The organism is Spirillospora sp. NPDC052242, assembly GCF_040679555.1.
Classification (GTDB): Bacteria; Actinomycetota; Actinomycetes; order Streptosporangiales; family Streptosporangiaceae; genus Spirillospora.
This window is the reverse complement of sequence record NZ_JBFAUZ010000026.1, coordinates 47,202-65,730: the sequence shown is the minus strand read 5'-3', so window position 1 is coordinate 65,730 and position 18,529 is coordinate 47,202. Positions and strand designations below refer to the sequence as shown.

Here is an 18,529-nt window from a genome sequence, read left to right as displayed (position 1 = left end):
CGCCTCCGGGACGGGTGTCGGGAGCTCACATTATGGACGACCCGCGTTGACAGCGAGGCAGTCGCCTATCAAATATATGAAACTGCATTCTCGGTCGGCGAGGCGAAGGAGACGCGGCGATGTTCGAGCTCAGTGCGGAGGAACGCGCCATCGTGGAGGTCGTCGCGGACTTCGTCGACCGGGAGGTCCGGCCGGCGGCGCGGGAACTGGAGCACGCGAACGCCTATCCGGAACGGCTCATCGACCGGATGAAGGAGCTGGGCGTCTTCGGCCTCGCCGTGCCCGAGCCGTACGGCGAGACGAAGGTGTCGAAATCCTGCTACGCGCTGGTCACCGAGGAGCTCGCCCGCGGCTGGATGACGCTCGCCGGGGCGTTCGGCGGGCACACGGTCGTCTCGCACCTGCTGGCGGTGTTCGGCACCGAGGAGCAGAAGGCCCGCTACCTGCCCCGGATGGCGACGGGCGAGCTGCGGGCGACGATGGCGCTGACCGAGCCGTCCGGCGGCTCCGACCTGCAGGCCATGACCACGGTCGCGCGCCGCGAGGGCGACCGGTACGTCGTCAACGGCGCCAAGATGTGGATCACCAACGCGCGCCGGTCCGGGCTCATCGCGCTGCTGTGCAAGACCGACCCCGACGCGACGCCCCGGCATCGCGGGATGAGCATCCTGCTCGCCGAGCAGGGGCCCGGCCTGACCGTGTCGCGCGACCTGCCCAAGCTCGGGTACAAGGGCGTGGAGAGCTGCGAGCTGGTGTTCGACGGGTACGAGGCGCCGCTCGACGCGGTGCTCGGCGGCGAGGAGGGGCGCGGCTTCGCGCAGATGATGCGCGGGCTCGAGGTCGGCCGCATCCAGGTGGCGGCGCGCGCGCTCGGCGTGGGCCGGGCCGCCCTCGAAGACTCGCTGCGGTACGCGCAGGAGCGCGAGTCGTTCGGCAGGCCGATCTGGGAGCACCAGTCGGTCGGCAACCTCCTCGCCGACATGGCCACCGAGCTGCGCGCCGCCCGCCTGCTGACGCTCGACGCGGCGGCCCGGCTCGACGCGGGCGAGCGCTGCGACATGGAGGCGGGCATGGCGAAGCTGTACGCGTCGGAGGCGGCGATGCGGATCGCGCTGAACGCCGTCCGCATCCACGGCGCGGCCGGCTACTCCACCGAGTTCGACGTCGAGCGCTACTTCCGGGACGCGCCGCTGATGATCGTCGGCGAAGGGACGAACGAGATCCAGCGGAACGTGATCGTCAAGCAGCTCGTCGGGCGGCACCGCATCTGACCCGGCCGCCGGACGGGCGGCCGGGGCTCGGGCGCGGCCGCTCGGGGCAGTCCTTCAGGAGAACGTCGCGGTCATCGCGGTGACGCCGCCCGGCGCCTCGATCGACAGCGTCCCGCCGGGGCCGCCGGCCGCCGCGAACGGCTGCCCCGCGAAGACCGGCCTGCGCGCGCGGAACGACAGCTCGCGCACCCGCACGCCCGCCCGGCGCGGCAGCTCCAGGCACAGGATCGCCAGCAGCGGGCCGTGGACGACGAGTCCCGCGTGGCCCTCGACGGCGGTGGCGTACCGCTCGTCGTAGTGGATGCGGTGGGCGTTGTAGGTGAGGGCGCTGAACCGGAACAGCAGCACGGGGTCGGCCGTCATCGGCAGCGTCCAGGGCGCCTCGACGGCCGGGGCCTCGAACGACGGCTCGGCCGGGGGCGCGGCCGCGTCGCCGCTGCGGTAGACGAGGTCCTGCTCCTCGACCGCGATCTCGGCGCCGTCCCGCAGGAACGTGTGCCGCACGGTGACGAACAGCAGCTCGCCGCTGCGTCCGGTCTTGACGGCCGTCGAGGCCAGTTCGTCCCGCCGGGTGACGGTGTCGCCGACGCGGATCGGCTCGGCGACGCGGAACCTGCCCCCGGCGAACATGCGCCGCCGGTCGGGGATCGGCGGGAGGAACCGCCCTTCCCGGGGATGCCCGTCGGCGCCCAGCTCGCGCCGCGCCGGCCGTTCGAGGAAGTGCAGCCACTGCCACAGCGGCGGCAGCTCCTCCTCCGGCGGCGGGACGTCCAGCACCCCGGCCAGCGCCGCGGCGGGCGCGGCGTCGATGACCTCGGTCGTCTCCCGCGCCTCCGGCGCCCATCCCGCGACGTCGATCACCGGCCCGCACCCCTCTCATATATTTGATAGGGGATTATGCCGAACCGCCGCGGAGACGGAGACGGCCGGGGGCGTCCGAGGGCGGCCCCCAGACGCCGGTCCGTCAGAGGCGTTCGATGATGGTGACGTTGGCCTGGCCGCCGCCCTCGCACATCGTCTGCAGGCCGTAGCGGCCGCCGGTGCGCTCCAGCTCGTGCAGCAGCGTCGTCATCAGCCGGGCGCCGGTCGCGCCGAGCGGGTGGCCGAGCGCGATAGCGCCGCCGTTGGGGTTGACGATCGCGGGGTCGGCGCCGGTCTCCTTGAGCCACGCCAGGACGACCGACGCGAACGCCTCGTTGATCTCGACGGCGTCGATGTCGCCGATCGTCATGCCCGTCTTCTTCAGCGCGTACGCGGTCGCGGGGATCGGCGCCGACAGCATCCGGATCGGGTCCTCGCCGCGCGCGGAGATGTGGTGGATGCGGGCGCGGGGGGTGAGGCCGTGGTCCTTGACGGCCTGCTCGGAGGCGATGAGCAGGGCCGCGGAGTTGTCGGAGATCTGCGACGAGACCGCGGCGGTGAGGCGGCCGCCGTCCACCAGCGTCTTCAGCCCCGCCATCTTCTCCAGGGACGTGTCGCGGCGCGGCCCCTCGTCGTGCTCGACGCCCTCGAACGGGACGATCTCGCGCGCGAACCGGCCCTCGTCGATGGCGCGGATGGCACGCTGGTGCGACTCGTAGGCGAACGCCTCCATGTCCTCGCGGGACAGGTCCCAGTCGCGGGCGATCATCTCGGCGCCGTTGAACTGCGACACCTCGCCGTCGCCGTAGCGCCGGACCCAGCCCTTGGAGCCGACGAACGGGCCCTGCGTGAAGCCGAGCTGCTCCCCGGCGATCATCGCGTAGGAGATCGGGATCTGCGACATGCTCTGCACGCCGCCCGCGACCACCAGGTCGGACGTCCCGGACAGGACGGCCTGCGCGGCGAAGTGCACGGCCTGCTGCGAGGAGCCGCACTGGCGGTCGACCGTGACGCCGGGGACCTCCTCGGGCAGCCCGGCGGCCAGCCAGCAGGTGCGGGCGATGTCCCCGGCCTGCGGGCCGACGGTGTCCACGCAGCCGAACACCACGTCCTCGACGGCGGCCGGGTCGACCTTCGCGCGGTCCATCAGCGCCGTCAGGGCGTGCGCGCCCAGGTCGGCGGGGTGCGCTCCGGCGAGCCCGCCGCCGCGCCGCCCGACCGGCGCGCGGACCGCTTCGACGATGTACGCCTCGGCCATGGTGTCTCCTTCGTGGGGGCCTTCGTGGAGGCTCTGGGATCTGAGAGGCTTGTGTTTTCGCGGGTCAGCTCGCCTTGATCCCTTCCAGGAACATGGCGAGGTACTGCTTGGCGATGTCGTCGGCGGACAGCCGCCCGCCGGGCTCGTACCAGTTCGCCGCCACCCAGACGGTGTCGCGGATGAACCGGTAGATCAGCGCCCGGTCGAGGTCGGCGCGGAACGCGCCCTCCTTGACGCCCCGGTCGAGGAGCGACAGCCACATCTCCTCGAACCGGCGCTGCGAGTCGAGCAGGTACCGGAACCGCTCGCCGGTCGCCAGGTGCTTCGACTCGTTCTGGTAGATGACGACGGCGGGGCGGTGCCGGTGGATCGAGCGGAACGACTCGACGACGATGCCCTCGAGGGTGTCGCGGGCGTTGCGGCCCTCCGCGAGGACCCGCTCGTAGGAAGCCCACATCTCGTCCAGGAAGGTCGAAAGGATCTCGTCGGCCATCGACTCCTTGGAGTCGAAGTGGTAGTACAGGCTGCCGCCGAGGATCCCGGCGGCGTCGGCCACCTTCCGGACGGTGGTGGCGGAGTAGCCCTGGGAGGCGAAAACCTCGGCGGCCGTGGCGAGCAGCTCGGCCCGCCGTTCCGCGCGGGCGGCCGCGGTGCCCTCGGCATCGCGCCGTCGTGGACTCATGGGTTACGGACTTTCTAAGGGTGCTGGGAGGAGACGGAGACGACCTCCCCGGTCATGTACGAGGAGTAGTCGCCGGCGAGGAAGACGATAACGTTGGCGACCTCCCACGGCTCGGCGTAGCGGCCGAACGCCTCCCGGCGCGTCAGCTCGTCCAGCAGTTCCGCCGAGGTGACCTTGACCAGGTGCGGGTGCATGGCGAGGGACGGCGAGACGGCGTTGATCCGGACGCCGAAGTCGGCGGCCTCCAGCGCCGCGCAGCGGGTGAGCGCCATGACGCCGGCCTTGGCGGCGGCGTAGTGCGACTGGCCGCGCTGCGCCCGCCAGCCGATCACCGACGCGTTGTTGACGATCACGCCCGCGCCCTGCCCGCGCATGATCCGCAGCGCCGCGCGGGTGCAGCGCATGGTGCCGTTGAGGGTGATGTCGAGGACGCGGTCCCACTGCTCGTCGGGCATGTCGACGAGGTCGGCGGTGCCGCCGAGGCCCGCGTTGTTGACGGCGACGTCGACGCGCCCGAAGCGTTCGACGGCCAGGTCGTACAGGGCACGGACCTGGTCCTCGGACGTGACGTCGCAGGGCAGCGACGCGACGCGGTCGGCGCCGAACTCCGCGGCGAGCTCCTGCTCGGACGCGGCGAGCCGCCGCTCGTGCGCGTCCGAGATCAGCACGCGGGCGCCCTCCTCCAGGCAGCGGCGGGCGGTGGCGCCGCCGATCCCGGCCCCGGCGGCCGCGGTGATGACGACGGCGCGGTCCTTCAGCAGGTCGTGCCCTGGCACGTAGGGGGGCGGGGTCATCCGCGGGCCTCTCTCGGGAGCCCGAGCACGCGCTCGGCGATGATGTTGCGCTGGATCTCGTTCGACCCGGCGTAGATGGTGTCGGAGCGGGAGAACAGGAACAGCCGCTGCCAGTCGTTGAGGTCGTACGGCTCGCCGTCGGCGACGAGGCCGGCGGCGCCGAGGACGTCCATGGCCAGCTCGCCGAGCTCGCGGTGCCAGGTGCCCCAGACGAGCTTGGAGATGGACGACTCGGGCCCGGGCGCCCCGGTGGCCACGCCGGCCATCGTCCGCACGGCGTTGAGGCGCATGATCTCCAGTCCCATGTGGGAGCGGACGAGCCGGTCGCGCAGCAGCGGGTCGTCGATCGCGCCGGTGCGGCGGGCCAGTTCGAGGACGCCCTCGAACTCGCGGCGGAACCCGACCTGCTGGCCGAGGGTCGCGACGCCGCGCTCGAACCCGAGGGTGGCCATCGCGATCTTCCAGCCGTCGCCGGGCGCGCCGACGATGTTGGCCGCGTCGGTGCGGGCGCCGTCGAAGAACACCTCGTTGAACTCCGAGGTGCCGGTGAGCTGCACGATCGGCCGGATGTCGACGCCGTCCGCCTTCATCGGCACCAGCAGGTACGACAGGCCCTTGTGCCGGGACGATCCGGGCTCGGTGCGGCAGACGACGAAGCACCAGTCGGCCTCGAGCGCCAGCGAGGTCCACACCTTCTGCCCGTTCACGACCCAGGCGCCGTCCCGCAGTTCGGCGCGGGTCTGGACGTTCGCGAGGTCGGATCCGGCGTCGGGCTCGGAGTAGCCCTGGCACCACAGTTCCTCGACCGCGACGATCGGGGGCAGGAAGCGGGCCTTCTGCTCCGCGGTGCCGAACGCGATGATCGTCGGTCCGAGCAGGTTCTCGCCGATGTGGTTCACCCGGGCGGGGGCGTCGGCGAGCGCGTACTCCTCGTGGAAGATCACCTGCTGCCGGACGCTCGCGCCGCGGCCGCCGTGCTCCTTCGGCCAGCCCACGCAGGTCCAGCCGGCGGCGGCCATGTGCCGCTCCCAGGCCAGCCGCTCCTCGTGCGCCTCGTGCTCGCGGCCCGGGCCGCCGAGCCCGCGGGCGTGCGCGAACTCGCCGGACAGGTTGGACTCGAGCCAGTCGCGGACCTCGGCCCGGAACGCCCGGTCCTCGGGGGACTCGTTCTCGTTCACGGGCGCACTCTACCAAACAGTTGTTAGAAAGAATCGCCCTCCAGGGCGGGTGCGGCGTCCCGCCCCGCGGCGGCGGGCCGGGCGGCCGGGGCCGCGGGGCGCGCCGCCCGCCGGGCGCCCTCGCGCGCGAGGCGCCCGCGCCGCGCGCGCCTCCGCTCCGCGCGGGCCCGCGCCGGGACCGTCCGTCCGGTCGGCGCGGGGTCGCCCGCCGGGACCGCCGGGAGGTCGCGGTCCAGCAGGTCGAACAGCCGGTCCCAGTGCGCCAGCACCGCCTCCGGCCGGAACCGCCGGACGGACGCGCGCGCGTTCGTCCCCAGCTCGCGGCACAGGTCGGGGTCGTCCATGAGCCGGCCGAGCGCCGCGGCGAACGCCGCCGTGTCGCCCGGCGGGACCAGCAGCCCGGACGCCCCGCGCCCGGGCGGCGCCTCCCCGAGCAGGGCGCGGACGCCGGGCGCGCAGTCGAACGCGACCGTGGGCAGCCCGTACGCCATGGCCTCCAGCACCGACATCGGGAACCCCTCGGCCCGCGACGGCAGCGCGAAGATCGACACCTCTACCAGGGCGTCCTCGACGTCGGCGACCACGCCCCGGAACTCCACGGTGTCCGCGAGGCCCGCCGCGGCGGCGCGGCGCCGCAGCGCCTCCTCGTCCGGTCCGGTGCCGTAGACGTGCAGCCGCCAGCCCGGGCGCCGCTCCCGGGCCCGCGCCCACGCCTCCAGCAGCAGGTCGACGCCCTTCTCGTCCGACAGCCGCCCAACGCAGGCGACGGCCGGGAGGTCGAGCGTCGGGTACACCTTCGGCTCGACGTGCAGCGGGTTCGGGACGTGGCCCGCGTTGGTCATGCCGGCGCGGGCCCACGCGTCCGCGTCCTCGGCGGTCAGCGCGAGCAGCCGGTCCGCGTGCGCGAAGTGCTCCCGGACCCGGCCGTAGCGGGACGAGCGCCGCGTGGCCTCGAACGACTCGTGCGTCATCCCGACGACCCGCAGGCCCGAGGTGTCGGCCCGCCGCACCCACTCCATCGCCCACACCTGCGCGACGATCACGACGGCGCCCGGGCGGGCCGCGGCGAACAGCCGGGAGAGCCGCGCGGCGCCGCGCCGCTGCGCGGCCGAGCGCCACGCGTCGCGTCCCCGCGCGGCCGGGTCCAGGCGGGCGCGCGGCGAGCGCGGCCGGAGGGCGAGGGCGGGCGGCCGCCAGCGGCCGTGCAGCGCCACCACCCGGTACGCGCCGGCCGGATCGTGCGCGGCGGGCCCCGGCCCGCGGGTGATCCCGACGAGGGTGACGCGGTCGCCGCGCGCCGCGAACAGCCGCGCCGTGCGGTGGGCCCACCGCTGGACGCCCCCGACGCCGTCGGCGTTGTTGCAGACGACGAAGACGTCTCGTCCCGCGGCGTCCCCGCCGCCGGTCTCCCTGCCCGTCAGCATGCCCGCCCCCGATCGGCGAAGTAGCGTTCCACGACCGTGCGCGCCGCCGTGCCGCGGTCGTGCTCGCCGAACCGCGCGGCGAACGCCCGGCGCCGGGGCGCGTGCACCGCCTCCGCCGCGTCCAGGTCCGCGAGCACGGCGACGAGCTCGTCCGCCGTCCGGGCGATCGGCCCGGGCGCGTCCCGCTCGAGGTCGACGTACCCGCCGCCGTCGCCGCCGGGGCCGGGCGGGACGTCCGGCAGGTGCAGCACGATCGGACGGTCCAGCAGCGCGTAGTCGAACATGATCGACGAGCGGTCGGTGATCAGCGCGTCCGCGAGCAGCAGCAGCGGGGTGACGTCCGGCACGTCGCCGACGTCGCGCATGTACGCGCGCGCGGACGGCGGGAGGTCGGCGCGGCACAGGTAGTGGGGGCGGAGCAGCAGCACGAACTCCTCCCCCAGCTCCCGCGCGAACACGTCCGGGTCGACCGGCGGCTCGAGCGTCCGGACGGGACGGCCGCGGGGGCCGGTCGCGTACGTCGGCGCGTACAGCAGCACCCGGCGCCGGTCTCCTTCCAGCCCGAGCGACCGGCGCAGCCCGGCGACCTCGGCCGCCGTCTCCGGATCGGCGTCCGCGCCGCGGACCAGCGGATCGTTGCGGGGATACCCGGCGGGCAGCGCCTCCGCGCGCACGCCCAGGGCCGGGCAGAGGGTGCGGACGTCGTGGTCCGACCGCACCAGGAAGCAGTCGTAGCGCTCCACCATCCGGCGGAGCCGGTGCCGGTCCGCCGCGGGACCGGCCTTGAGCCGCGGCTGGTCGAGGCCCATGAGCTTGACCGCCGAACCATGCCACGTCTGGATATAGGTGGTCTCGGGCCGCTTGCGCAGACCGTCCGGGAAACCCTGGTTGTCGACCCAGAACTCCGCCCGCGCGAGCGCCCGGTAGTAGGCCCACGAGCCGCGCCGGACGAGCCGCGCGTCGGGCGGGAACCCCTCGGGCGACGACCGGTAGGACCACACCGCGTCCACCGCGTGTCCGGATCGGCGCAGCTCGCGGTAAATGTACTTGGGATTGTCGGAATAGGACCGGCCGAGGTGGCTCTCGAACACCGCCAGCCCGGGCCGCACCGGGAGCCGCGTCAGGACCCGGTTGAACACCGCGGTCTTCGTCCGCCGCGACGTCAGCGCCCGGCGCGCCGACCGGCGCAGCCGCCGCGCGCGCCGCCAGGAGCGCCGTCCCGCCGGGGTCCCCGCCGCGCCCCGCACGACCGCCCCGGTGAACCGCGCGCCGCGGCCGCGCCCGTCCAGGACGAACGACAGGTGCCCGGACGCGGTCACGTGCGAGCGCAGGACGTCCCCGGCGAAGCGGGTCAGCCGCGGGCGCACCGGGAGGTCCACGTCGTTCAGCGGGGGCGATCCGGTGCCGCTGCCCGGACGGGTGACCATCGTCTCCCCGTTCACCGTGACGCGCAGCCGGACGTCCCACAGCGGGTCGACGAAGCCGATCGGCCGGACGCGGCGCCGCGGGTCGAACTCCGCCCGCCAGGCCAGCCGGTCGCCGCGGTGCTCGACGTCCGCGCCGACCCGCGCCGCCGGCGCCCGCCCGCGGCGGTCCCGGAACACCAGCACGGCCGACAGGTCGGCGTCCGGCGGCACCCGGCCGAGCGGGTTCAGGACGTACCCGGCGATGCGGGCGCAGCCGTCCCGGACCTCCAGCCGCGTCACCGTGTTGCCCGGGCACAGTTCCCGCAGCGGCCGCAGGTGGAAGCCGAACCCGGTGACGTCCAGCACGCGCCGCCCGAGCCCCCCGCGCGGCGGGCGCGCGCCCCAGTAGACGCGGCCGTCCCGCTCCGCCAGCGGCGCGCCCAGCACGGGATGCTCGGGACGGTGCTCGGCCGCGGCCAGCGCCGCCGCGTGATCGCCCTCGCGGATCAGGTACGCGGCGACCGCCGCCATCGGGTTGGCGTCCTCGAACGACCGCGGGTCCAGCTCGGCGAGGTAGCCCGCCGCCAGGTCGAGGAACCGCGCCCGGTGGCCGGGGTCGCGGCCGCGCAGCTCCCGCAGGTACAGCAGCAGGTCATGGTTGAGGAACTTGACGTCCTTGGCGCGCTTCAGCCCGTGGGCGCCGCGGAGCGCGAACAGCATGTCGATGCGGCGGTGGATCTCCAGCCGGTCCGCGAAGTTGGCCAGCTCGGCGCGCCGGTTGGAGATCGACGGGCCCGCCGCGGCGTCCTTGACCAGCCAGTTGTAGACGCGGTGCGGGATCAGCGCGGTCCGCCGGGCCGCCAGGTACGCCTCGGCGGTGAACAGCAGGTCCTCGTAGTGGAGGCGCTCGACGAACCGCAGCCCGTGCTCGTCCAGGAACTCCCTGCGGTACGCCTTGTTCGTGGACAGCGTGTCGTACAGCAGATCGGGGTTCTCGCTGAGCGAACCGTAGACGGCGCTGCGCTCGTACAGCCATGGATACCAGGGACGCGTGCGGTTCTTCGCGTCCGGCGGCCGGTTCAGGAACACCCTCGTGCACAGCCCCGAGACCAGGTCGGCGCCGGTCTCCTCGCCCGCGGCGACCAGGTTGAGGCACGCGTGCCGGTCCAGCAGGTCGTCGCTGTCGAGGAACATGACGAACCGGCCGTCCGAACGCTCCACCCCGGTGTTGCGCGGACGGCCGCACCCCCCGGAGTTCACCGGCAGGTGCACGGCCCGGACCCGGCCCGGATGCGCGGCGGCGAGGCGTTCCGCGACGTCCCCGGTGCGGTCGGTGCTCGCGTCGTTCACGATCACCGTCTCCACGGAGCGCAGCGACTGCGCCAGCGTCGAGGCGACCGCCCGGGGCAGCCGCCGCGCGTCGTTGTAGGCGATCACCACCACACTGACATCCGGGCGCACCCGCATGGGCCTCCCTCCGCTACGCCGCGTGCCAGGGATTCCTTTCCAGGAACGGCGGAGGGAGGTCCAAGCGCGACCAAAGCCTGTCAATGGTTCGCATTACCGTGGGGACGCCGAAGGCGCCCGGCGGAGCGCCGGGCGCCTTCGTGATCGGCCGGTGCCGGTCGATCAGGCGTACTCGGGGTAGCCGTAGCCCACGATCTGGCCCTTGTCCCGGACCCTCTCCTCGACGGCGTTGTTGCTGTTGCCCTCGATGGTGCTGACGGTGCCGTCGCCGTTGTCCTTCTCGACGATCCCGACGTGGTCGATGTCGCCGATGGAGCCGTCCGAACCGGCGCCCCAGTCGAAGAACACGATCGCGCCCGGCTTGGCCTTCTGGCCCCAGCGGCCCTGGTCCTCGAACCACTTGGCGTGCGACACGGTGTAGGCGTCCCAGCCCATGCCCTTGACGCCGGTCTGCGCGCCGAGCCACGAGACGAACATGTCGCACCAGGCGGCGCCGTCGTAGGCGTCCACCGAGAAGCCGCCGCTGCTGGCGGCCTGCTCGGCGCGCGGCGTCGAGGTCCACCACTCGTGGAACTTGGTCATGTTGCCCGGGCCCTCTTCCTCGATGCCGACCTGCTCCTTGGCCAGGTCGATCACCTCGGACGCCTCGACGGCGCGCGGCGGCACCTTCCAGCCCTGGGCCTTGGCCTCGGCGAGGCTCATCGTCGACGCCGACTCGGCCTTCTCCGCGGTGTGCGTGACGGCCGCGGCCTTCTGGACGGTCGTGCTCGCGGCCTCGGTGGCCGCGCTCGCCCCGGCCATGGGGTTGAACACCGACAGCCCGACGGCGCCGGCCAGCACCGCGCCGACGGCGACGCCGACGGCCCGGTCCTCCGGGGTCATGCGCTTGATCGCGAGTTCGGGGGCCAGCCGCTTGACCGCGGACTGGGGGTTGAGGCGCTTCACGGACTCGGAAAGTCGATCGAAACGACCGGTCATGCAGGGAATCTCCTTGTCTCCCATGACGCCTACCGGGTTAGCTGACGGATTCGGGCATGGAAGAGCCCTACGGCGCGCTCGGGACGCGCCGATTCACCCCTGGAACTTGGGTCCCCGGCTCCGCTGCGGCCCTCGTGGACCTGTGCGGACTCGGCCTTCACGCCGCGCGTGCGGCGCTGGATTGTCGGATTTCTCTGAGCGACTGCTCTGAGGGGCGCGCGTGCATGGCGCGCGTCGCGTGCGTGGACCGCTCCGCGACCGGCGGCCGCGCCCCTGGCACGGCCGGTACAACGCGTGGATCGCGCTGCGAGATTCGGGTTGAAGGTACCAACCATCTCCGCGAAAGCAAACCAGGCCAAAATTGATCTTTTCCCTGGTCAAGTGGCTTTCAAGGACATCCCAACACCCACCCGCAGGATGTTCTTCCCGATCTTTACCGGCGGTCCCGGAACCCTTTCTCCACGGGGCCTACGGCGCACCGCCCCCGAACCCGCCCGAAGATCGACGGGACGGCCGGCGCGACGGCTCATCGCCGCCCACCGGCCGTCCCCGGCCCCACATCGTGTGCCCTAAGTCACATCACCGTATCGACGCAGGTCAGAGGCGGCGTCCGTCACTCGACCCGCAGCGCGAACAGGGTCGTGTCGTCCGCCGCCCGGTCGTGCTCCATCCGCGCCAGCACCTCGTCCAGCGCCACCTCCGGACGCCCCGAGCCCTCTTCGAGGATCCGCGTGAGCCGCTCGATGCGCTCGTCCAGGTCCGCGTCCCGCCGCTCCACCAGGCCGTCCGTGTACAGGAAGACCATGTCGCCCCGCACCAGCGGAGTCTTGATCGTCGTGTACTCCCAGCCCGGCATCGCGCCGAGCATCGGATCCCGGACGACCTCGAGCGGCGCGGCATGTCCGTCCCGCACGAGGATCGGCGGCGGATGCCCCGCGCACGTCCACTCCATGACGCCCCGGTCCGGATCGAAATGCCCCACGATCGCGGTGCCGGTCGCGGGCGGGTCCATCGTCCCCACCAGCTCGTTCAGCCAGCCCACCAGCCGGCCCGCCGGCTCCCCGGTGAACGCGAGCCCCAGCAGCCCGTTCCGCGTCCGGGCCATCGCGGCCGCCGCGGGCAGCCCGTGCCCCGCCGCGTCCCCGATCGCGAACAGGCCCCGTCCGTCCGGCAGCCCCCGCGTCGCGAACCAGTCGCCGCCGATCCGCGCCGCGCTCTCCGCCGCGAGGCTGCGCAGCGCGATCCGCACCCCCGGCAGCCGCTCCACCTCGCCCTCGTCCGGCAGGATCGCCCGCCGCAGCGTCACCGCGACCCGCCGCTCCTGCGCCGTCCGCGCCTGCTGCTTGAGCATCTGCCGCCGCGTGTCCGCCAGCGCCCGCTCCACGCCCCGCCGCCGCGTGATGTCCTGCGACACGATGTTCACCGACACCGGCAGGCCCGCGTCGTCCAGAACCGGCTCGGCGAACAGCCACAGGTGCCGCGGCCTCCCGTCCGCCCCGATCACCCGGTGCTCGGCCTCCACCGGTTCCCGCCGCGAGAACAGCGTCTGCAGGGCCTCCTCCACCAGCGGCAGATCGTCGTCGGCCACCACCTTCGGCAGATCGTGCGGCATCGGCGGCACCTCGTCCGGCGACAGCCCGTAGTTCGCGAGCATCTGCGGCGTCCACTCCGCCTCGCCCGTCACCAGGTCCCACTCCCCGAACCCCAGCTGCGCGAGCCGCTCGACCCGCTCCAACCTCCTCGCCAGCCGATCCTCCCGGCTGTGGTACCGCCAGACGACGCACACCCCCGTCGGCACCTGCACGCACCGGACGCTCATCCGCGACGTCCGCGACAGCCCGCTCTGCGCCGTCGTGTACGAGATCGACCCCCGCTCCAGCGTCCCCGCACCCCCGAGAACCCCCACGTACTCCTCGAACAGCCCCGTCAACGCCGCACCCGGGTCCGTCTGCAGCAGCCGACGTCCCGTCAGCTTCTCGGCACCCCGACCGAACAGATCCCTCGCCTGCTCGTTCAACTGCGCGTACAGGAAGTCCGCGACATTCCCCTCGGGCCCTCGCACCGGCACGAGATGCGCCGCCGAGTCCAACGCGCCGTCCAGCACGGCCCGCGCCACGGGATCGTCCGGCAACTCCGCGAGGATCTCCCGATCGCCCCCGGTGTCCTCCGCGGTGACCCGCCGCAGCACGTCCTCGGCCTCCGACACCACCGCCCGCCGCGTCCGCGCCACCTCCGCCCGCGGCGCCCGCCGCGCCGCCGCGACGGCCTCCGCCGACCCGGCCCCGACGTCCTTGACCACCAGCGCCGCCGCCTCGGCGAGCTCCATGTCCAGGTCGCGCGCGAGCCAGATCAGATGCTGCAGCGCCTCCCCGGGCGGCACCCCGAGCCTCCGCGCCAGCACGACCCGCGCCTCGGCCAGGATCGCGCGGTCATGCGCGGCCCCCCGCAGGTCCTCAAGGTCGGGCACCGCCGCGTGCACCCCCGGCGCGCGCGGCCCCTCCGCTTCGGCCAAGCCACTCCCCCGTTCGGCACAGCATGCCCCGAGAGAAAAAAGCTACATACGCCAGCGAAGGACTATTCGTCCCCTTCCGGGTCTCCTACCCGTATCTTTAACCCGGTTTTTCCTGGATGCCCGAACTCCACCACTTCCGGTGACCCTCCGGGGACCAACCCCTACCCCACCGAGTGACCCACGTCACACACCCCGACCGCCCGGGCCGTCCCACCGCCACCCTCGACCCTCGAATTCCCGGTACGCACTACCCCGCGGACTGCGCTAGAGTAATCAGCGCCCGCCCAGCCAGGCGGGCACCGGGACGTAGCGCAGTTTGGCAGCGCACTTGACTGGGGGTCAAGGGGTCGTGGGTTCAAATCCCGCCGTCCCGACAGAGCAGCAAGCCCTGTCGACCACGGAATCTTCCGAGGTCAACAGGGCTTCCGCGTTTCCAGGTCCCGCAAGCACCGCAATCTAGACGACCCGGAGCCGGGGACCATCTGGGGACCGCCGGGCTCCCAGGTGCAGGCTCAGCGCCTCCCCCGCAGCGTTGATCGAGGCCGCATCGGGATGCAGATACCGCTGTGTCGTCGACAGCGACCCATGCCCGGCGATCTTCCGCGGACATGCACCGGGACACCCGCATCCACCATCCAGGTGAGCCCGGTGTGCCGAAGGTCGTGACGCCGAAGGTGTTCGTATCCGAGCTTGGTCACCACCTCGTCCCAGTGGGTGGCGTCCCGGCGGTAGTAATACGACCGCCCCGCGGACCGGTGAACAGCCTCGCCGTCGGTTCGTCGCCGAGCCGGGTTGTGCTTGATGCCGTCCCGGACGGCCTGTGCATGTGGTTATCGAACGGTTTACCGCGAACTCGAATTTCATCATTCGCGGTATCGGCGTGGCCGGATGCGGACTCTTGGCTTCTCTTAGAGCCTTGTGTGGGCGGGTCGTCTGCTGCGGTTTCTCGGGGTTCTGGGCGGAAGATCATGACGGGGGTGGGTTCGGGGCCTACGATGATTGGCCGTGTCCCATGGCAGGAGGCCGGGTATGGCATCGGACGAGCAGCTCTCGGATCTGGGGATCGATCCGAACGTCCCCAGCGTCGCGCGGATGTACGACTACTACCTGGGCGGTAAGGACAACTACGCGTCCGATCGGGAGGCCGCCGATCGGGTGCTGGCCGCGATGCCGTACGTCCTGGAGTTCACCCGCGCCAATCGGCGGTTCCTCTCGCGGGCGGTCACGATGCTCGCCGAACGCGGGGTGCGGCAGTTTCTGGACATCGGTTCCGGGTTGCCCACTCAGGAGAACACGCACGAGGTCGCGCAGCGGGTGGCGCCCGACTCGCACGTCGTGTACGTCGACAACGATCCGATCGTGCTCGTGCACGGGAGGGCGCTGCTGGCCGATGGGCCACGGACCACTGTGCTCCAGGCCGACGTGCTTCGGCCCGAGAGCATCATGGAGCATCCCGAGGTACGCGAGCGGTTCGACTTCTCCGAGCCGATCGCCGTGCTTCTGTTGGCTGTTCTGCACTTCGTTCCGGACGAGGCGCGGCCTGGGGAGATCGTGGCGCGGCTGCTCGAACCGCTGGCTCCCGGAAGTCACCTGGTCGTCTCGCATGGGTTCCTGGGGAAGCAGGACGCCGACAAGGAGGGGGCCGTGCGCGACCAATACGGGCGGACGGGCGCAGGCGACATCATTCCGCGTACGCGTGAGGAGCTCCTCGGGTTCTTCGAGGGGACCGAGGTGTTGCCGCCCGGTCTCGTTCCGGTGAGCGACTGGCATCCGGACGCCGGTTTCTTCGAACCTGATATGAGCAGGACCGGCTTTCTCGGCGGTGTCGGGAGGGTCCGCTGATGGCTGCCGTTCTGCCGATGGATTTCTTGCTTTCCGAAAAGTTCGCCCGCGACCCGTATGCCCTGTACGCGGAACTGCGCGCTAAGGGGCCCGTGCACCGGATCGACTTTCCGCAGGGCGCCGACGCTTTTCTCGTGGTCGATTATGAGCACGGGCATGCGGCGCTGAACGATCCGAGGTTGTCGAAGGACACCGCGCACAGCTCCGTGCCCGTGGATCCGGCGCCGTTCTTCGGCGGCACCATGCTCGGCATGGATCCGCCCGACCACACCCGGCTGCGCCGGCTGGTCGCCAAGGCGTTCACCCCGCGGCGGGTGGAGGCGCTCCGGCCCCGTGTCCGGCAGATCACCGATGAGCTGCTGGACGGCCTGTCCGGGACCGTCGACCTGCTGGAGGCGTTCGCGGTCCCGCTGCCCGTTCAGGTCATCTGCGAGCTGCTCGGCGTTCCGCCGGAGGACCGCGATGACTTCCGTGCCTGGACGGCCGTGATGACCGCACCGGCCCACGGTGCCAAGGCCCTCGCGCGGAGGCGGGAGGTCGCCGGCCTGTTCACCGGTTACCTCGCGGGCGTCGTCGCCGAGCGGCGTGCCCGGCCGCAGGACGATCTCATCAGCGGCTTGGTCGAGGCGCGGGACGGGGACGCGGCGCTCACCGATCCCGAGCTGCTGAACACGATCGCGCTGTTGCTCATCGCGGGGCACGACACGACCGTGAACCTCATCGGCAACGGCGTCCTGGCGCTGCTGCGGGCGCCGGACCAGCTCGAACTCCTGCGGTCCCGGCCGGAGCTGCTGCCGTCCGCGGTGGAGGAGCTGCTGCGCTTCGACGGGCCGATCGAACGGGCGAGCCAGCGCATCGCCGTGAAGGACATGGAGATCGCGGGGGTGCGCATCCCGCGCGGCTCCTGGGTGCACGTGTCGCTGGGCGCGGCCGGTCGGGATCCCGACGCCTTCGACGACCCGGGGAGGCTGGACGTCACCCGCGCCCCGAACCGGCACGTCGCGTTCGGGCACGGCCTGCACTTCTGCTTGGGGGCGCCACTCGCCCGGCTCGAGGGCCAGGTCGCGATCGGCGGCCTGCTGGCCCGGTTCCCCGGCCTCGCGCTCGCCGTCCCGCCGTCCGAGCTGCGCCGGCACAGGGAGGGATCGATCGTCCGCGGCCTGGTGTCCCTCCCCGTGCGGCTGTGATCTCGGTCCTTCGACCGCGGTTCAGGTGTCGCCGCGCACGTGGGTGAGGCCCTCCTTCTCCTCCCGCGTGTACATGCGCATGTCGTAGTGGACGGCTGGATCGTGCGGCTTCGGCGGGTTCCGCCACTCCGAGGTCGCCGAGCCAAGACCAGCGGCGCGGTGATCAGGGACAGGACGACGAGCGCTGTGCTGCTCGCGATCGTCCTCCGTCCGCGGATTCCGTGATGCTCTCGCGCGAGACGGGGTTCGTTACGGTCGGAGGTTGAAGAACGCCTTGACGCGGCGTTCGTGGTAGTCGGCGTCGTCCTCGTCGTGCTCGACGCCCTGGCGCCGGGCGCGCCCGTAGTACGCGGCCTCGCGGCGCAGCCGGTGCCTGATGAGCTGGACGACCGTCTCCTCGTCCATGTCGCCCGCGGTTCCGCCGGCCTCGTGGTAGTCCGCGATGAAGCGGCGGCGTCCCTCGGGGTCGTCGCCGTACTCGTCGGTCCATTCGAGGGCGGCGGACGCCACCTCGAGTTCGGGCGCTCCGACGATGGCCTCGTCCCAGTCCAGGACGGCCACCAGCCGGCCGTCGCGGGCGAGGGTGTTCCCGGCGTAGAAGTCCCCGTGCAGGGGGTGGCGCACGGGGTTGCGGCGGTGGAAGTCCGCCAGCCAGCGGTCCAGCCGCGGATCGGCCAGTGCGGGCACGTCGTGCGGCGGCTCGCCGTACAGGCCGATCTCCACGAAGGCCGTCACCGGGCGCGCCGGCGGCCGGTGGGAGGCCAGCGCGCGGTGCAGCCGCGCCAGGAGCCGTGCGCCCTGCGTCTGCGCTTCTCGCCGGTCCTCGTCGGGCCACTCCCCCTCGACGTAGGGCCACACCGACACGGGCCGGTCGCCGATCCGGACGACCGTGGCACCGTCGCGCGCGCACACGGGGGCCACCGCTTCAGGCAGGGTGGACGCGGCGTGGAGGGCGATCGCGTGGCACCATTCGGCCTCGGCACTCGTCCGGGACACGGGGCCGACGCGGACGACGAGGTCGTCGACCCGGTACGCCGCCGATTCCTCGCCGCCGTAGAGCCGTACCGGTTCCCCTTCGATGGGCCGTCCCCAGGCTTCGCGGACCGCTTGCCGCATGGGAGTGGTCAGGGGTGTATCGACGAAAGGCACCGCAACCTTCTATCGCAGCGCGCCCGGTGGACGCACCGGGTTTTGGCGGCACCCACGGCCGCCGGTCGGGTCACCCGGTCGTTGCGCGGATGAAGTCCGTGACGAGCCGGTTGAACTCGTCGGCGTGCTCGATCATCGCCCAGTGCCCGCACCGGTTGAGCAGCACGAGCCTGCTGTCGGGGATGTTGGCGAGCAGGTAGAGCGAGTTCTCCAAGGGGACGACCCGGTCGTCGCGCCCGTAGATGAGCAGCGTCGGGACCTTGATGTCCGGGAGCAGTTCGGGCTTGACCCAGATGGGGAGCGGCGCGCCCTGGGGCAGTCCGTCGACGTAGTTGCGCAGGTGTTCGGGACGGGCGAGGGCCGCGGTCGACCGGGCCCGGCAAGTTCGGGGGTGGCGAACCTCGCCTTGTCGAAGCACATGATCTCGACGAGCCCGCGCATGTTCTCCGAGCTCGGGTCCCGGTAAGTGTCGATGAGGACCTTCAGGCCCTCGGACGGGCCGCCGCCGGGGGTGAACAGG

General features: G+C 72.6%; 14 protein-coding genes, 1 tRNA gene and 1 riboswitch. Of the genes, 4 read left to right on the top strand and 11 right to left on the bottom strand.

All coding sequences use genetic code 11. From position 1 onward, the window contains the following. The first annotated feature begins 119 nt into the window (after window positions 1-119). Window positions 120-1,271, top strand: a complete 1,152-nt coding sequence (locus AB0L25_RS22015) for an acyl-CoA dehydrogenase family protein (RefSeq protein WP_500174503.1) — start codon at window positions 120-122, stop codon at window positions 1,269-1,271. A gap of 54 nt (window positions 1,272-1,325) precedes the next feature. On the opposite strand, the gene AB0L25_RS22010 is transcribed toward AB0L25_RS22015, so the two are convergent. From AB0L25_RS22010 to AB0L25_RS21970, 9 genes are all read right to left on the bottom strand, one after another. Then, the gene (locus AB0L25_RS22010; RefSeq protein ID WP_500174502.1) at window positions 1,326-2,132 is read right to left on the bottom strand and encodes an HTD2 family dehydratase; all 807 of its coding nucleotides are present in this window, start codon (window positions 2,130-2,132) and stop codon (window positions 1,326-1,328) included. 103 nt (window positions 2,133-2,235) lie between these two features. Beyond that, window positions 2,236-3,390: an acetyl-CoA C-acetyltransferase gene (locus AB0L25_RS22005; RefSeq protein ID WP_500174501.1), complete on the bottom strand. Its 1,155-nt coding sequence runs from the start codon at window positions 3,388-3,390 to the stop codon at window positions 2,236-2,238. 64 nt (window positions 3,391-3,454) lie between these two features. Further along, window positions 3,455-4,072, bottom strand: a complete 618-nt coding sequence (locus AB0L25_RS22000; protein WP_500174500.1) for a TetR-type transcription factor C-terminal domain-containing protein — start codon at window positions 4,070-4,072, stop codon at window positions 3,455-3,457. Between the two features lie 14 nt (window positions 4,073-4,086). After that, window positions 4,087-4,866: an SDR family oxidoreductase gene (locus tag AB0L25_RS21995; protein WP_500174499.1), complete on the bottom strand. Its 780-nt coding sequence runs from the start codon at window positions 4,864-4,866 to the stop codon at window positions 4,087-4,089. After that, entirely contained in the window at window positions 4,863-6,044 is a 1,182-nt protein-coding gene (locus AB0L25_RS21990) for an acyl-CoA dehydrogenase family protein (RefSeq protein WP_500174498.1), read from the bottom strand. The genes AB0L25_RS21995 and AB0L25_RS21990 overlap by 4 nt, the downstream gene beginning before the upstream one ends. Before the next feature lie 23 nt (window positions 6,045-6,067). Next, entirely contained in the window at window positions 6,068-7,468 is a 1,401-nt protein-coding gene (locus tag AB0L25_RS21985) for a glycosyltransferase (RefSeq protein ID WP_500174497.1), read from the bottom strand. After that, a complete protein-coding gene (locus tag AB0L25_RS21980; protein WP_500174496.1) occupies window positions 7,462-10,341 on the bottom strand; it encodes a CDP-glycerol glycerophosphotransferase family protein in 2,880 nt (959 codons plus the stop codon). The genes AB0L25_RS21985 and AB0L25_RS21980 overlap by 7 nt, the downstream gene beginning before the upstream one ends. Before the next feature lie 162 nt (window positions 10,342-10,503). Then, window positions 10,504-11,319, bottom strand: a complete 816-nt coding sequence (locus AB0L25_RS21975; RefSeq protein ID WP_500174495.1) for a CHAP domain-containing protein — start codon at window positions 11,317-11,319, stop codon at window positions 10,504-10,506. 12 nt (window positions 11,320-11,331) lie between these two features. Then, window positions 11,332-11,485, bottom strand: a riboswitch (cyclic di-AMP (ydaO/yuaA leader). 447 nt (window positions 11,486-11,932) lie between these two features. Then, window positions 11,933-13,831 carry a PP2C family protein-serine/threonine phosphatase gene (locus AB0L25_RS21970; RefSeq protein WP_500174494.1) on the bottom strand — a complete coding sequence of 633 codons (1,899 nt, stop codon included), beginning with the start codon at window positions 13,829-13,831 and terminating at the stop codon, window positions 11,933-11,935. A gap of 300 nt (window positions 13,832-14,131) precedes the next feature. Here AB0L25_RS21970 and AB0L25_RS21965 point away from each other — a divergent pair. From AB0L25_RS21965 to AB0L25_RS21955, 3 genes are all read left to right on the top strand, one after another. Further along, a tRNA-Pro gene (locus AB0L25_RS21965) sits at window positions 14,132-14,205 on the top strand. A 655-nt stretch (window positions 14,206-14,860) separates the two neighbouring features. Further along, entirely contained in the window at window positions 14,861-15,673 is an 813-nt protein-coding gene (locus AB0L25_RS21960) for an SAM-dependent methyltransferase (protein ID WP_500174493.1), read from the top strand. 179 nt (window positions 15,674-15,852) lie between these two features. Next, window positions 15,853-16,860, top strand: coding sequence for a cytochrome P450 family protein (locus tag AB0L25_RS21955; RefSeq protein ID WP_500174492.1), 1,008 nt, complete (start codon window positions 15,853-15,855; stop codon window positions 16,858-16,860). Window positions 16,861-17,109: 249 nt separating this feature from the next. Here the strand turns inward: AB0L25_RS21955 and AB0L25_RS21950 are convergent, their stop codons facing one another. After that, complete coding sequence (locus tag AB0L25_RS21950; protein ID WP_500174491.1) at window positions 17,110-17,976, bottom strand: phosphotransferase enzyme family protein; 867 nt, start codon at window positions 17,974-17,976, stop codon at window positions 17,110-17,112. A gap of 103 nt (window positions 17,977-18,079) precedes the next feature. Next, window positions 18,080-18,427, bottom strand: coding sequence for an alpha/beta fold hydrolase (locus AB0L25_RS21945; RefSeq protein ID WP_500174490.1), 348 nt, complete (start codon window positions 18,425-18,427; stop codon window positions 18,080-18,082). Window positions 18,428-18,529 lie beyond the last annotated feature (102 nt).